General features: G+C 45.5%; 11 protein-coding genes and 2 rRNA genes. 10 read left to right on the forward strand and 3 right to left on the reverse strand.

The window, feature by feature from the left end; all coding sequences use genetic code 11:
• Positions 1–108 precede the first annotated feature (108 nt).
• From PCAR9_RS00105 to PCAR9_RS00135, 7 genes are all read left to right on the forward strand, one after another.
• Positions 109–1,182 carry a LysM peptidoglycan-binding domain-containing protein gene (locus PCAR9_RS00105; RefSeq protein ID WP_179981879.1) on the forward strand — a complete coding sequence of 358 codons (1,074 nt, stop codon included), beginning with the start codon at positions 109–111 and terminating at the stop codon, positions 1,180–1,182.
• A gap of 38 nt (positions 1,183–1,220) precedes the next feature.
• Positions 1,221–2,330 (forward strand): DNA-processing protein DprA, encoded by a 1,110-nt coding sequence (dprA, locus tag PCAR9_RS00110; protein ID WP_179981880.1) that lies wholly within the window; start codon positions 1,221–1,223, stop codon positions 2,328–2,330.
• Position 2,331: 1 nt separating this feature from the next.
• Positions 2,332–2,808, forward strand: coding sequence for a DUF494 family protein (locus PCAR9_RS00115; protein WP_014947732.1), 477 nt, complete (start codon positions 2,332–2,334; stop codon positions 2,806–2,808).
• An 85-nt stretch (positions 2,809–2,893) separates the two neighbouring features.
• Entirely contained in the window at positions 2,894–3,436 is a 543-nt protein-coding gene (locus tag PCAR9_RS00120; RefSeq protein WP_179981881.1) for a DNA topoisomerase family protein, read from the forward strand.
• 57 nt (positions 3,437–3,493) lie between these two features.
• On the forward strand, positions 3,494–4,099 hold the full coding sequence (tsaC, locus tag PCAR9_RS00125; RefSeq protein WP_179981882.1) for an L-threonylcarbamoyladenylate synthase type 1 TsaC: 606 nt from the start codon (positions 3,494–3,496) through the stop codon (positions 4,097–4,099).
• On the forward strand, positions 4,096–5,028 hold the full coding sequence (gene hemF / locus PCAR9_RS00130) for an oxygen-dependent coproporphyrinogen oxidase (RefSeq protein ID WP_179981883.1): 933 nt from the start codon (positions 4,096–4,098) through the stop codon (positions 5,026–5,028). The genes tsaC and hemF overlap by 4 nt, the downstream gene beginning before the upstream one ends.
• A gap of 212 nt (positions 5,029–5,240) precedes the next feature.
• Positions 5,241–5,915, forward strand: a complete 675-nt coding sequence (locus PCAR9_RS00135; RefSeq protein ID WP_179981884.1) for an OmpW family outer membrane protein — start codon at positions 5,241–5,243, stop codon at positions 5,913–5,915.
• A gap of 115 nt (positions 5,916–6,030) precedes the next feature.
• On the opposite strand, the gene PCAR9_RS00140 is transcribed toward PCAR9_RS00135, so the two are convergent.
• A complete protein-coding gene (locus PCAR9_RS00140) occupies positions 6,031–6,462 on the reverse strand; it encodes a group II truncated hemoglobin (protein WP_179981885.1) in 432 nt (143 codons plus the stop codon).
• Between PCAR9_RS00140 and aroE the strand changes: the two genes are divergently transcribed.
• Positions 6,461–7,300, forward strand: a complete 840-nt coding sequence (gene aroE, locus PCAR9_RS00145) for a shikimate dehydrogenase (protein ID WP_179981886.1) — start codon at positions 6,461–6,463, stop codon at positions 7,298–7,300. The two genes, PCAR9_RS00140 and aroE, sit on opposite strands and share 2 nt — an antisense overlap.
• Here aroE and PCAR9_RS00150 read toward each other — a convergent pair.
• A complete protein-coding gene (locus PCAR9_RS00150) occupies positions 7,297–7,839 on the reverse strand; it encodes a gamma carbonic anhydrase family protein (RefSeq protein WP_179981887.1) in 543 nt (180 codons plus the stop codon). The two genes, aroE and PCAR9_RS00150, sit on opposite strands and share 4 nt — an antisense overlap.
• A gap of 26 nt (positions 7,840–7,865) precedes the next feature.
• Positions 7,866–8,684 carry a glycosyltransferase family 2 protein gene (locus PCAR9_RS00155; protein WP_179981888.1) on the reverse strand — a complete coding sequence of 273 codons (819 nt, stop codon included), beginning with the start codon at positions 8,682–8,684 and terminating at the stop codon, positions 7,866–7,868.
• A gap of 739 nt (positions 8,685–9,423) precedes the next feature.
• On the opposite strand from PCAR9_RS00155, the gene PCAR9_RS00160 reads away from it, so the two are divergent.
• Both PCAR9_RS00160 and PCAR9_RS00165 read left to right on the forward strand, forming a co-directional pair.
• Positions 9,424–10,956, forward strand: a 16S ribosomal RNA gene (locus tag PCAR9_RS00160).
• A 329-nt stretch (positions 10,957–11,285) separates the two neighbouring features.
• A 23S ribosomal RNA gene (locus PCAR9_RS00165) occupies positions 11,286–14,161 on the forward strand.
• The 16S and 23S rRNA genes sit together here, the layout of an rRNA operon.
• Positions 14,162–14,232 lie beyond the last annotated feature (71 nt).

Here is a 14,232-nt window from a genome sequence, read left to right on the forward strand (position 1 = left end):
GTGCAGTTTTTTGCCTAAACCCTACAAGAATACGTACTTCTGCCGATATAGTGCTATTGTCTGAAAAATCAACAATAAATGACAGTGAATAATTTGCAGGTGGTCAATTTGAAAAAGCGATTAACATACGCGCGTCGTGCAGCAATATTTATTCTTGGAGTGCTTTTGTCTTTGCCTGCGTTCGCGCTTCAATTAAAAGACACTGCGCCAGAAACCTATACGGTGAAGCGTGGCGACACCCTATGGGAAATTGCGAATATTTTTCTTAACGAGCCTTGGCTATGGCCAGAGCTATGGCGAACGAATACGCAAATAGATAACCCTCATCTTATCTATCCCGGTGATGTCATCGTTGTAGGTTTCATTGATGGTCAGCCTGTTTTAAGCGTGAAGCGCGACAAGCTAGCCTACAATCTGTCTCCGTCTACTGATAAGCGCATAAAGCCAAAACCTGTCGACGTCCTGTCTTGGACAACTATCTCTCCTTTTGTAAGACAACATATGTTGCTAGACGAAGACGACTATTCAGCCTTACCTAGACTCCTAGGTAATCAAGACGGAAACGTTAGGTTTGCTTCAGATGACTTTGTGCTTAGCCAGCAACAATTCAGTACTAACGACCAGTACAGAGTGATTAGAAAGCACGCTACTATCAGAAACCTAGATGGAGAAACGCTAGGCATTCAGGTCACCCATGTATCTAATGCTTCGTTGGTAGAGAAAGACCAAGCAGACGATACCATGCTACTGTTTATTGATGACGCCAATCAAGAAGCAAAACGTGGTGACAAATTGATGGCCGGGGGCTTTACTCATCCAGAAGGTTTCGAGCTTACGCCTGCTACCTCACAACGAGGCGTAGTCGTAGGCGACTTGCATGATCACGACTTACTTGGCAAATATGATGTTGTCATTATTGACCTTGGCGCAATGGATGTAGCGCCAGGCACAGTATTGGGGGTGTATGCTCAAGGCCCAGCCATTATCGATGAAGATAGCCCGCGTTATGTTGATGAACCCGGTGCTAAAAACGGTGGTGAGTGGTTTATTGATACGGTAGCACAGCCAGCACTCAAAGTAGGTGAGGTGATTGTTTTTAAAACATTCGATGCGGCAAGCTATGGATTAATAACAAGAGCGAATAAAGGAATTAAGCGCGGCTTTATTGTCGCTAAGCCTTAGACGCTGTAGGTTTCATTGTCGCTCATAAAGGAGCGACAATGAAACAGCACACTTCTCAATCAAACAGCGAGCTATTCGCATGGGTAGCACTAGCATCGGCTCAGCGCATCTCCCCTAAAATCTGGCTACAGACCCTAGAACACTATCAACTATCTCCTGCTGATTTAGCCGGTAATTCATCATCGCTTCCCGACGCTGTGAAACAGCTCGTAGATCAAATATCAAAGCCCCTTATTGATGCTGCTTTCTTATGGCAACAAGCGGCTGATAATAGACACATTATTTCTTATTCGTCTTCATACTACCCTCAATCGTTAAAGCAATTGGACAGTCCACCCCTAGTACTATTTACAACGGGTGATAGTGCTTTGCTGCGAAGTCCGCAAATTGCCATTGTGGGCAGTAGAAGGGCTAGCATGCAGGGTAAGCGGATCGCCAGTGAATTTGCATCAGGGTTGTCTAATAATGGAGTTGCAGTAACAAGTGGCCTTGCTATGGGCATTGATAGTGCCGCGCATCAAGGCGCTTTGTCGGGAAATACAGGAACAGTCGCAGTGATGGGCACGGGTCCTGAAGTAGTCTATCCCGCTAAAAATCGCACGCTCTACGAGGCAATAAATAATGACAAGGGCGTTACCGTCACAGAGTTTTTTCCTGGACAAGGGCCTAAACCTTGGCACTTCCCCCGCAGAAACAGAATTATCGCTGCGTTATCACTTGGAACCTTGGTAGTAGAGGCAAAAATTAAGAGTGGCACCTTGATAACTGCGAATTTGGCCGCAGATATGGGGCGAGAAGTATTTGCTGTGCCTGGTAGTATCTTTCACGCGTACTCTGAAGGCTGCCATTTGTTAATCCAACAGGGCGCCAAATTAGTAATTAATATTATCGATATTCTAGATGAAATTGGTCTTCAGCCTGAACAACTGGGCTTGGATGTTAACGAGCAAAACGAAAAAAGTGCAGCGAATAGCTTGGCAACCGATAAATTATTAGCTAGTGTGGATTATGACATCACCGCTATTGATGTTATAGCCCAGCGCAATGCCTTATCAGTATCGCAAGCAATGGCATCATTATTAGAATATGAGTTGCGTGGTTTAGTAGCCGCTGTCCCGGGTGGTTACGTTAAATTGAGGGGAAAATAATATGTTCGATATCCTCATGTATCTGTTTGAAAACTTCATTCACAGTGAAACGGAAATTCGTGTTGATCAAGACGAGTTGACGGAAGAACTTGTGCGCGCAGGTTTCCATCACGATGAGATTTATAAAGCCCTCGCATGGTTAGAAAAGCTAGCGGCTCTGCAAGAAACGGATATAAAACCGTACTTTTGTAAAGGGATTAGCACCAGCTTAAGCCGTATCTACACCCACGAAGAACAGATGCGTTTAGATGTGGAATGTCGTGGTTTTCTTATGTTCTTAGAACAGGTTAATGTACTAGACGCGTCTACGCGTGAGATGGTGATAGACCGCGTTATGGAAATCGATTCCAATGAATTCTGTTTAGAAGACCTCAAGTGGGTTGTGCTAATGGTACTATTCAACGTACCTGGCAAAGAGAAAGCCTACGCACAAATGGAAGATCTTTTGTTCGAAGAGCCAGACGGCGTGCTGCATTAATGCAGTCGTAGTCACTGATATTTAAATCTTTACTTACAAAATGCGCTGTGAAATTACAGCGCGTTAAGGCCTTAACGTCTAATACATGTCTAAAATAGACCACTCACTTTTTTCAGCGCACGAGCATGCTCTAGATGATAACTTCGGAGACTGCCCCGAGTGCGGCAAGCCCCTTCATATAAAGAACAGTAAATCAGGTCCATTTATTGGGTGTACAGGCTACCCTGAATGCAACTTCAGTAAGCCGCTTCACGATAAACAAACCACTATTCTTAAAACCTTAGATGGTATAGCGTGCCCCGAATGTGCTTCTGACCTTGCTATAAAAAAGGGGCGATTTGGTATGTTTATTGGCTGTACAAATTTTCCTACGTGCCATCACATAGAGCCTATTAAGGAAAAAGAAGACACCTTGGTAGATTGCCCAAAATGTAAGAAAGGGCATTTGATCTCGCGTACTAATAAATACGGTAAACAGTTTTTTGCGTGTAACCATTATCCACAATGTCGATATGTGCTAAATTTCGCGCCGATAAATGAAAGCTGCCCAGACTGCGGTTGGGGAGTATTGATAGATAAAAAGGGGCAGTTGCAGTGCCCTCAGCCTAGTTGTGGCTTTAAAAAGTAGTTATATGATTAACTAAACGAACAACTAAACCAAGAACTATACAAAGAGATCAAAACCATGTCTGATACCCAAAATGGGAACGTGAATACGTTTACACCCGTTGAGGCTAATACATCTGAAGTAGACCCTGTTGTTGCCGCTTTTGAAGCGGGAAATTTAATCGTTTATCCAACCGAAGCGGTAATGGGCATCGGATGTGACCCAGACAATGAAGCAGCGGTAAATGCGCTGTTAGAGATAAAACAGCGACCAGTAGAAAAGGGCGTTATTTTAATAGCTGCTAATTACAGTCAGCTATTGCCCTATGTTAACGACAATGCCATACAACCACATCGTCGCACCGATATTTTCTCAAGCTGGCCTGGCCCGAACACTTGGCTATTACCTAAGTCGTCATCGGCGCCTGTTTGGTTAACCGGTAAGCATAGTAAAATAGCAGTGCGCGTAACTAATCATCCAGTAGTAGTAGAGCTGTGCAATAAGTTAGGGAAGCCACTTGTTTCTACAAGTGCTAACCTAACCGGTCAACCGCCAGCCACCACTACTGAAGAGGCAAAAGCCGTATTCGCTGATTCCGTTTTCTACGTTGACGGTGCAGTAGGTGGTGCAACTAAACCCAGTACCATTCGCGATGGTGACACAGCAGAGGTAATAAGAGCATGACATCAGCAGAATTACTGGACGGTAAAAATGCCGCTGAAGTAATAGAACAAGTAAAAAGCTATCTACTAGGGCTGCAGGACACAATCTGCCAAACCCTCGAGCTCGCCGACGGAAAAGGTCAGTTTGTCGAAGACAGTTGGCAGCGTGAAGAAGGCGGCGGTGGTCGCTCTCGAGTCTTAAAAAACGGTGCGGTGATTGAGCAAGGCGGCGTTAACTTTTCACACGTGTTTGGCAGCCAAATGCCAGCATCAGCAACGGCAAATCGTCCTGAGCTTGCGGGCAGAAACTTTCAAGCAATGGGCGTATCACTTGTTATCCACCCACATAACCCGTATATCCCGACGTCGCACGCTAATGTTCGCTTTTTCATTGCGGAAAAAGAAGGTGAAGCACCTATCTGGTGGTTTGGTGGTGGTTTTGACTTAACGCCGTTTTACCCGTTCAAAGATGACGTTGTGCACTGGCATGATACCGCAAAGAAATTATGTAAGCCGTTTGGCGATGATGTGTACCCTAAGTATAAAAAGTGGTGTGACGATTACTTTTATTTAAAACATCGCAACGAAACTCGCGGCGTGGGAGGGTTGTTCTTCGATGACCTGAATGAGTTGGGCTTTGAACAGTCATTTGCGTTTATGCAGGCGGTAGGCAACGGCTTTATTGACGCATACGTTCCTATTGTAGAACGCCGTAAGCAAACCGATTTTGGTGAAAGAGAGCGAGACTTCCAGCTATATCGCCGAGGTCGCTACGTTGAATTCAATCTAGTATTCGACCGCGGTACCCTGTTTGGATTACAAACCGGAGGGCGCACAGAGTCTATTTTAATGTCGATGCCGCCGTTAGCCCGCTGGGAATATTGCTATACGCCCGCACCGGGTAGCGCTGAAGCTAAGTTAACTGACTGGTTAAAGCCTACTGACTGGTGAATTTAATTTAGTAAGGTCGCTTTTACTGATTTATCTGATGTCATTAATAAGGAAAACGCCGTGCGAGTTGAACACACGGCGTTTTTTGATCTGCATCAAGTCCGAATATCATCTTTGTTTCAGTGAGTTATCAAGCTTGCGCTGGATCAATGTTTCTCTTAACCAAGGGCGTAAAGTAGCGCCATCTTAGTTAAACACAAAAGAGACACATCATGCGCAAACACACATTATCTGCACTTTGTCTTACAATTGCTGCAATTTCACCTCTAGCTAGCGCTCATCAACAGGGCGATTGGATTGTCCGTGGCGGTCTAACTACCGTTGCTCCTGACGAATCTACTTCTAACATTGTCGCTGGTGGAACAGACCTCGGTGTTGCCCTTAATATTGATAATGATACCCAGCTAGGTTTGAACGTTGCGTACTTTATTACCGATAATATTAATATTGAGCTGCTTGCAGCAACGCCTTTTAAGCACGACGTGAACTTTTCTGTTGCAGACCCTCTTGGTACAGGGAACCAGCTTGGTGAAGTGACGCACCTTCCTCCTACATTAACCGCGAACTATTACTTCAACGACGCAAGCTCTGCATTTCAGCCGTACATTGGTGCAGGTATCAACTATACCTTTATCTTTGACGAAGAGTTTACGGGCGCAAATGAAACAGCGGGCTTAAGTGACCTATCGCTTGATAACTCATTTGGTGTATCGGCTCAGGTTGGTATGGACTATCAAATAGATACTAAGTGGCATGTAAACGCATCGGTTCGTTATATAGATATTGATACAGAAGCCACCTTTAAAGTTGGCGATGCTGCTGGAAAGGTTAGTGATATTGAAATAGACCCTTGGGTGTACACGATATCGGTAGGTTACACCTTCTAGGGCCTAAACCTAACAGTTGAAGCTTTCACAATTGCACTACTTTATACGCCACGAAGAGCGTAGACGGTAACAGGGGACTTGCGCGTTAAAAGGTTAATCTTTTCAACGCGCTTTTTTATTTTGTATTCACCATGTGATTGGCAAGTTGATCAAGTGCATCAAGTAACTGTTGAGCTAAGGCGATATCATTAACCGTTTTAAACATGGCTTTGCGCATACAATACATCCACTGCGCCTTCAACTCTGGTGTTACTGTGTAGGGAAGGTGGCGTGCACGCAAACGGGGGTGTCCAAATTGCTGCTGATAATCATCAGGACCACCCAGCCATAAACTCAAATATAAAAAGAATACATGACGAATTCTGTCTAATGGCTGAGGGTGAATAGCAAGTAGTTCATTCGCAAGTGGATCGGTCTCCATAATGTCATAAAACGTATTTGCTAATTCTCGTACTTTCTCCTCTCCACCTATACGCTCATATGGTGTACTCTGCGAAGCACGACTATCGCTTTTCTTCTTTATATTAAATAAGTCTCGTATTCCCATGAAAAAATTCGCTGTATTCGGAAATCCTATTGCACAGAGTTTATCACCAACTATTCATCAAATGTTTGCTGATCAAGTTGGAGAAAAGATTTCTTATGAAAAGATACTTGCGCCTGAAGATGGTTTTGTTGAAGCCGCCAAAGCGTTTTTAGCTCAAGAAAACGCTGTAGGCTGCAATGTCACAATGCCTTTTAAGCTTGATGCCTTTAACTTAGCAAAGGTAGATGACCAAGCAGCTAAAGATGCACAAGCTGTTAATACATTAATGAATGGGGGCAGCGGTGAGCTGTTAGGGTTCAACACAGACGGTGTTGGACTAGTAAATGATTTACTAAATAGTGGCGTGAAAGTTAAAGATAAACGCGTATTGCTTATCGGTGCCGGCGGTGCAGCCCGTGGTGTTATTTCTCCATTATTAAAAGCGGGCGCTGCTTCACTGACTATTGCGAACAGAACGAAAGCAAAAGCTGACGAAGTCGCAAGCGCCGCGTCAAACGCAAAAGTGCAGGTGGTGCCTCTTGAAGATATCGCAACGATAGCACCTCATATTATTATCAATTCAACAGCCGCTAGTTTAAATAATGAGTTGCCGTGTAGTTTGAACGATGGTGTTTTACAACACTGTGAAGTGGTTTACGACATGGTTTATAAAAATTCACCTACGCGCTTTATGAGAGATGCGGCTGAGCTAGGTGTTAATACGCAAATAGATGGGTTAGGGATGCTAGTTGAGCAAGCTGCCGAAGCATTCTATATATGGACACAAAAGCGACCTGATACCTCGGACATTGTAAAACGGGTTAGAGATATTGTTGAGCAAAGTGAGAAGCGAAACTAGTTCGCTTCTTCTAGGTACTCATCTTTTAATACTACATAGTTCACGGCAGACTGTTTTAGAAATGCCATTTCAGCGTCGTTGAGTGGCCTTTTCTTTTGCATGGGGTTTCCTACATAAAGAAATCCGCTCTCTAATCTTTTGTTTGGCGGTACTAATGTACCTGCGCCAATGAACACATCGTCTTCAACAACAACGCCATCCATTACAATTGCGCCCATACCGACCAGAATACGATTACCTAATTGGCAGCCATGCAGCATACATTTGTGCCCAACGGTAACGTCGTCACCAATAATAAGTGGAAACCCATCAGGGTTTTTATCTGATTTACGGGTAACGTGCAAAACACTGCCGTCTTGTATATTACTGCGAGCGCCAATACGAATCTTGTTCACGTCACCGCGTGCAGCAACCAATGGCCAAATACTGGCATCATCTTTTAATACTACATCACCGACTATTCTTGCCGAGTCATCAATATAGACATTCTTGCCTAAAGTAGGAGATATGCCTTTAAAACTATCAATCGATTTATGCATTAGCGCAACTCTTGTTTATTACCGGTTTATTGTGATGATTCTTCTATTCCTACACGTGCCTTTATTACTTTATTCTTTTTAGTATCTTCACGTATCGCTTTGCTTCTCTGTAGCATTTCTGGCGTAACATATCCGCGTTTATGGTCAAGGTGTATGCACACAGCTGAATAACGTATGCGTTTAGCTTTCAGGCCATAGTTAACTAATCGATCGCCAAATTCACAATCTTGACCACCATATTGCATAGTTTCCTCAAAACCGTTTACTGCCAGAATGTGCTCTTTGTAACATGAAGCGCTATGCCCATTCCAAGTTGGGCGAGCCGGGCTTATCTTATTTAAAAACTCTGCCCAGGCCCCTCTTGCAGTGAGCTTCATCGTTTTATGCGTCTTTTTTAAACCTTTACTAACTAACCAATCCACATTGAATGCTCGCTGACTTACGATATCCTCACGTGTGATTGCTTTACTTACACTCATGGGTAATTTGAAGTACCCACCAGAAAGATAGGTATTTTTCTCTGATAGCCTTAGATGTTGCTCTACAAAGTCGTTTCGAGGAATGCAGTCGCCATCTGTGAAAATTAAGTATTCGCCCTCAGAGGCTACAATAGCTTTATTAAGAATACGGCACTTTTGGAAACCATCGTCTTCTTGCCAGACGTGTTTGATAGGTATATCTGTTTCTTGCTTGAGACGTTGGATAAGTGCTTTAGTGTCTTCACGAGAGCCGTCGTCCGCAATAACAATTTCGAAGTTATCTGCGGTTTGTTCGAAGAAACCCCATAGTACTTTCTCTAACCACGCGGGTGAATTATAAGTTGTAAAAATGACGCTCGTTTTCATAATGCGTGATAGACCTCTATATAGTGTAGTTAAGCAATATTGATAATACGTATCCAACTCCCCGCTAACAGATGCTTATATACTGACAAAAATGAAAGCAAGTATCGGCAGGTTATTTCCCGTAGTTTATCTAAGTGTAGAGAGTAATGACACTGTCGCTGTTAATCACTATGAATCATATTATTGGTTAAAAAGGATTGTGGCATGCGTATGGAGTTATTCTTTTTAATTAACTTAAAACTAATGTGAGTATCCGAACAAACATATATAACGGTTCGATAAATACATTCTTATAGCTTAATAGATACCAGTGCTTTAGTTTGAGGCTTTAAATTGATCAAATAAAGCGCATGTTGAGGGTAATTTAATCGTTCAAAGCTAATATGACACTTTTTTTAAAATAAGTGTTGACGTGAGCGCTCATTTCCCTAAAATGCGCATCCGCTTCGGGGGAAAAGCAAAACAGCAACCCTCCTGAAGTAAGTCTCTACTACCTGCATAGGCCAGTAAAGACGGGAGTTTAGAAGAAACGCTTCAGAAAATAAATTTTCAAAAAGTGTTGACAACGAAAACTTCCAGCGTATAATGCGCACCTCACTCGAACAGGGTGAGTCACTAAGAAGCAACGGCTTCTGGTGAATTGCGACGAAGTCGCAATGTTCTTTAACAATTTAGACAAGACAATCTGTGTGGGCACTCGTTAAGAGTGTCACAACGACGATTCATATTTCGATATATTTAATTGAAGAGTTTGATCATGGCTCAGATTGAACGCTGGCGGCAGGCCTAACACATGCAAGTCGAACGGTAACAGGAAGTGCTTGCACTTCGCTGACGAGTGGCGGACGGGTGAGTAATGCTTGGGAACTTGCCTTTGCGAGGGGGATAACAGTTGGAAACGACTGCTAATACCGCATAATGTCTACGGACCAAACGGGGCTTAGGCTCCGGCGCAAAGAGAGGCCCAAGTGAGATTAGCTAGTTGGTAAGGTAAAGGCTTACCAAGGCAACGATCTCTAGCTGTTCTGAGAGGAAGATCAGCCACACTGGAACTGAGACACGGTCCAGACTCCTACGGGAGGCAGCAGTGGGGAATATTGCACAATGGGGGAAACCCTGATGCAGCCATGCCGCGTGTGTGAAGAAGGCCTTCGGGTTGTAAAGCACTTTCAGTTGTGAGGAAAAGTTAGTAGTTAATACCTGCTAGCCGTGACGTTAACAACAGAAGAAGCACCGGCTAACTCCGTGCCAGCAGCCGCGGTAATACGGAGGGTGCGAGCGTTAATCGGAATTACTGGGCGTAAAGCGCACGCAGGCGGTTTGTTAAGCTAGATGTGAAAGCCCCGGGCTCAACCTGGGATGGTCATTTAGAACTGGCAGACTAGAGTCTTGGAGAGGGGAGTGGAATTCCAGGTGTAGCGGTGAAATGCGTAGATATCTGGAGGAACATCAGTGGCGAAGGCGACTCCCTGGCCAAAGACTGACGCTCATGTGCGAAAGTGTGGGTAGCGAACAGGATTAGATACCCTGGTAGTCCACACCGTAAACGCTGTCTACTAGCTGTTTGTGACTTTAAGTCGTGAGTAGCGAAGCTAACGCGCTAAGTAGACCGCCTGGGGAGTACGGCCGCAAGGTTAAAACTCAAATGAATTGACGGGGGCCCGCACAAGCGGTGGAGCATGTGGTTTAATTCGATGCAACGCGAAGAACCTTACCTACACTTGACATGCAGAGAACTTTCTAGAGATAGATTGGTGCCTTCGGGAACTCTGACACAGGTGCTGCATGGCTGTCGTCAGCTCGTGTCGTGAGATGTTGGGTTAAGTCCCGCAACGAGCGCAACCCTTGTCCTTAGTTGCCAGCATTAAGTTGGGCACTCTAAGGAGACTGCCGGTGACAAACCGGAGGAAGGTGGGGACGACGTCAAGTCATCATGGCCCTTACGTGTAGGGCTACACACGTGCTACAATGGCATTTACAGAGGGAAGCGAGACAGTGATGTGGAGCGGACCCCTTAAAGAATGTCGTAGTCCGGATTGGAGTCTGCAACTCGACTCCATGAAGTCGGAATCGCTAGTAATCGCAGGTCAGAATACTGCGGTGAATACGTTCCCGGGCCTTGTACACACCGCCCGTCACACCATGGGAGTGGGATGCAAAAGAAGTAGTTAGTCTAACCTTCGGGAGGACGATTACCACTTTGTGTTTCATGACTGGGGTGAAGTCGTAACAAGGTAACCCTAGGGGAACCTGGGGTTGGATCACCTCCTTACCATTACGTCGATAGACGCACTTGATGCAGTGCCTACACAGATAGTCTTGTTTATATTTAAAGATGACTTAAATAAAAGCCCTTAGCTTTGATTTAAGATCAAACCTAAGTGTTTTGAATTAAGCACTATGCTCTTTAACAATTTGGAAAGCTGATATTAATAGTAATCAATCAAAATTGAGTAACTGAGAAATCGAAAGATGACTTTTTACTCTACTTGACTGAATTGCTTGTTATCAAATTATTGATAACAAGGCAATTCTTCCGATTAGCTTGTCATGCATACGACATAACTTAGACAGAAGTCAAAAGGCTGTTTGGGGTTGTATGGTTAAGTGACGAAGCGTATACGGTGGATGCCTTGGCAGTTAGAGGCGATGAAGGACGTGTAAGTCTGCGAAAAGCTGTGGTGAGCCGACAAAATGCATTTGAGCCACAGATGTCCGAATGGGGAAACCCACCTGTTTACAGGTATCGTTGCATGAATACATAGTGTAACGAGGCGAACGAGGGGAACTGAAACATCTAAGTACCCTTAGGAAAAGAAATCAATTGAGATTCCCCTAGTAGCGGCGAGCGAACGGGGAACAGCCCTTAAGCTGTTTTGAATGTAGTGGAATCCTTTGGGAAGAGGAGCGATACAAGGTGATAGCCCTGTACACGACGCAATCTTTACAGTGAAATCGAGTAGGTCGGGACACGTGTTATCTTGACTGAATATGGGGGGACCATCCTCCAAGGCTAAATACTCCTAACTGACCGATAGTGAACCAGTACCGTGAGGGAAAGGCGAAAAGAACCCCTGTGAGGGGAGTGAAATAGAACCTGAAACCGTATACGTACAAGCAGTGGGAGCCCTTCGGGGTGACTGCGTACCTTTTGTATAATGGGTCAGCGACTTATATTTAGTAGCAAGGTTAAGCGAATAGCGGAGCCGTAGCGAAAGCGAGTGTTAACTGCGCGTTTAGTTGCTAGGTATAGACCCGAAACCCGGTGATCTAGCCATGAGCAGGTTGAAGGTTGAGTAACATCAACTGGAGGACCGAACCCACTAACGTTGAAAAGTTAGGGGATGACTTGTGGCTGGGGGTGAAAGGCCAATCAAACCGGGAGATAGCTGGTTCTCCCCGAAATCTATTTAGGTAGAGCCTCGGACGAATTCCATTGGGGGTAGAGCACTGTTAAGGCTAGGGGGTCATCCCGACTTACCAACCCTTTGCAAACTCCGAATACCAATGAGAACTATCCGGGAGACACACGGCGGGTGCTAACGTCCGTCGTGGAGAGGGAAACAACCCAGACCGCCAGCTAAGGTCCCAAAATATTGCTAAGTGGGAAACGATGTGGGAAGGCATAGACAGCTAGGAGGTTGGCTTAGAAGCAGCCACCCTTTAAAGAAAGCGTAATAGCTCACTAGTCGAGTCGGCCTGCGCGGAAGATGTAACGGGGCTAAGCAATATACCGAAGCTGCGGCAGCATGTTTACATGCTGGGTAGGGGAGCGTTGTGTAAGTGGATGAAGGTGAGTTGTAAAGCTTGCTGGACATATCACAAGTGCGAATGCTGACATGAGTAACGATAATGGGAGTGAAAAACTCCCACGCCGGAAGACCAAGGTTTCCTGTCCCATGCTAATCAGGGCAGGGTAAGTCGGCCCCTAAGGCGAGGCAGAAATGCGTAGTCGATGGGAAACGGGTTAATATTCCCGTACTTATATAATCAGTGATGGAGGGACGGAGAAGGCTAGGCAAGCTTGGCGTTGGTTGTCCAAGTGAAAGTGCGTAGGCTGGAATTTTAGGTAAATCCGGAATTCTAAGGCCGAGACACGAGACGAGCTCCCAAGGGAGTGAAGTTGTTGATGCCCTGCTTCCAGGAAAAGCTTCTAAACTTATGATTATATGAACCGTACCCCAAACCGACACAGGTGGTCAGGTAGAGAATACTAAGGCGCTTGAGAGAACTCGGGTGAAGGAACTCGGCAAAATTGTACCGTAACTTCGGGAGAAGGTACGCCTCTGTTTGTGAACACTTCGCGTGGTAAGCAAGTGGAGGCCGCAGTGACCAGGTGGCTGGGACTGTTTATTAAAAACACAGCACTCTGCAAACTCGTAAGAGGACGTATAGGGTGTGACACCTGCCCGGTGCCGGAAGGTTAATTGATGGGGTTAGTTTTCGGACGAAGCTCTTGATCGAAGCCCCGGTAAACGGCGGCCGTAACTATAACGGTCCTAAGGTAGCGAAATTCCTTGTCGGGTAAGTTCCGACCTGCACGAATGGTGTAACCATGGCCACGCTGTCTCCACCCGAGACTCAGTGAAATTGAAATCGCAGTGAAGATGCTGTGTACCCGCACCTAGACGGAAAGACCCCGTGAACCTTTACTACAGCTTGGCACTGAACATTGAACCTACATGTGTAGGATAGGTGGGAGGCTTTGAAGCACAGTCGCTAGATTGTGTGGAGCCGTCCTTGAAATACCACCCTTGTATGTTTGATGTTCTAACATTGGTCCCTAATCGGGATTGTGGACAGTGTCTGGTGGGTAGTTTGACTGGGGCGGTCTCCTCCCAAATAGTAACGGAGGAGCACGAAGGTTAGCTAATCACGGTCGGACATCGTGAGGTTAGTGCAATGGCATAAGCTAGCTTAACTGCGAGACAGACACGTCGAGCAGGTACGAAAGTAGGTCATAGTGATCCGGTGGTTCTGTATGGAAGGGCCATCGCTCAACGGATAAAAGGTACTCCGGGGATAACAGGCTGATACCGCCCAAGAGTTCATATCGACGGCGGTGTTTGGCACCTCGATGTCGGCTCATCACATCCTGGGGCTGAAGTCGGTCCCAAGGGTATGGCTGTTCGCCATTTAAAGTGGTACGCGAGCTGGGTTTAGAACGTCGTGAGACAGTTCGGTCCCTATCTGGTGTGGGCGTTGGATGATTGATGGGAGCTGCTCCTAGTACGAGAGGACCGGAGTGGACGAACCGCTGGTGTTCGGGTTGTGATGCCAATCGCATTGCCCGGTAGCTATGTTCGGAACGGATAACCGCTGAAAGCATCTAAGCGGGAAGCCGGCCCAAAGATGAGTCATCCCTGAACTTTAAGTTCTGGAAGGGTTGTTATAGACGATGACGTTGATAGGCAGGGTGTGGAAGCGTTGTAAGGCGTTAAGCTAACCTGTACTAATTGCCCGAGAGGCTTAACCATACAACGCCCAAAAAGCTTTAGGCTTTTGAGTGTTGTAGACAAGCTAAAGTAAGCAAGTAAGAGTGAAAAGT

Origin of the sequence: Alteromonas macleodii (genome assembly GCF_903772925.1) — a bacterium.
Lineage (GTDB): Bacteria > Pseudomonadota > Gammaproteobacteria > Enterobacterales > Alteromonadaceae > Alteromonas > Alteromonas macleodii_A.

Coding starts and splice junctions, on each gene's coding strand:
- dprA (WP_179981880.1), top strand. CDS start 1,221: ATGAAACAGCACACTTCTCAATCAAACAGCGAGCTATTCGCATGGGTA.
- PCAR9_RS00115 (WP_014947732.1), top strand. CDS start 2,332: ATGTTCGATATCCTCATGTATCTGTTTGAAAACTTCATTCACAGTGAA.
- PCAR9_RS00120 (WP_179981881.1), top strand. CDS start 2,894: ATGTCTAAAATAGACCACTCACTTTTTTCAGCGCACGAGCATGCTCTA.
- tsaC (WP_179981882.1), top strand. CDS start 3,494: ATGTCTGATACCCAAAATGGGAACGTGAATACGTTTACACCCGTTGAG.
- hemF (WP_179981883.1), top strand. CDS start 4,096: ATGACATCAGCAGAATTACTGGACGGTAAAAATGCCGCTGAAGTAATA.
- PCAR9_RS00135 (WP_179981884.1), top strand. CDS start 5,241: ATGCGCAAACACACATTATCTGCACTTTGTCTTACAATTGCTGCAATT.
- aroE (WP_179981886.1), top strand. CDS start 6,461: ATGAAAAAATTCGCTGTATTCGGAAATCCTATTGCACAGAGTTTATCA.
- PCAR9_RS00140 (WP_179981885.1), bottom strand. CDS start 6,462: ATGGGAATACGAGACTTATTTAATATAAAGAAGAAAAGCGATAGTCGT.
- PCAR9_RS00150 (WP_179981887.1), bottom strand. CDS start 7,839: ATGCATAAATCGATTGATAGTTTTAAAGGCATATCTCCTACTTTAGGC.
- PCAR9_RS00155 (WP_179981888.1), bottom strand. CDS start 8,684: ATGAAAACGAGCGTCATTTTTACAACTTATAATTCACCCGCGTGGTTA.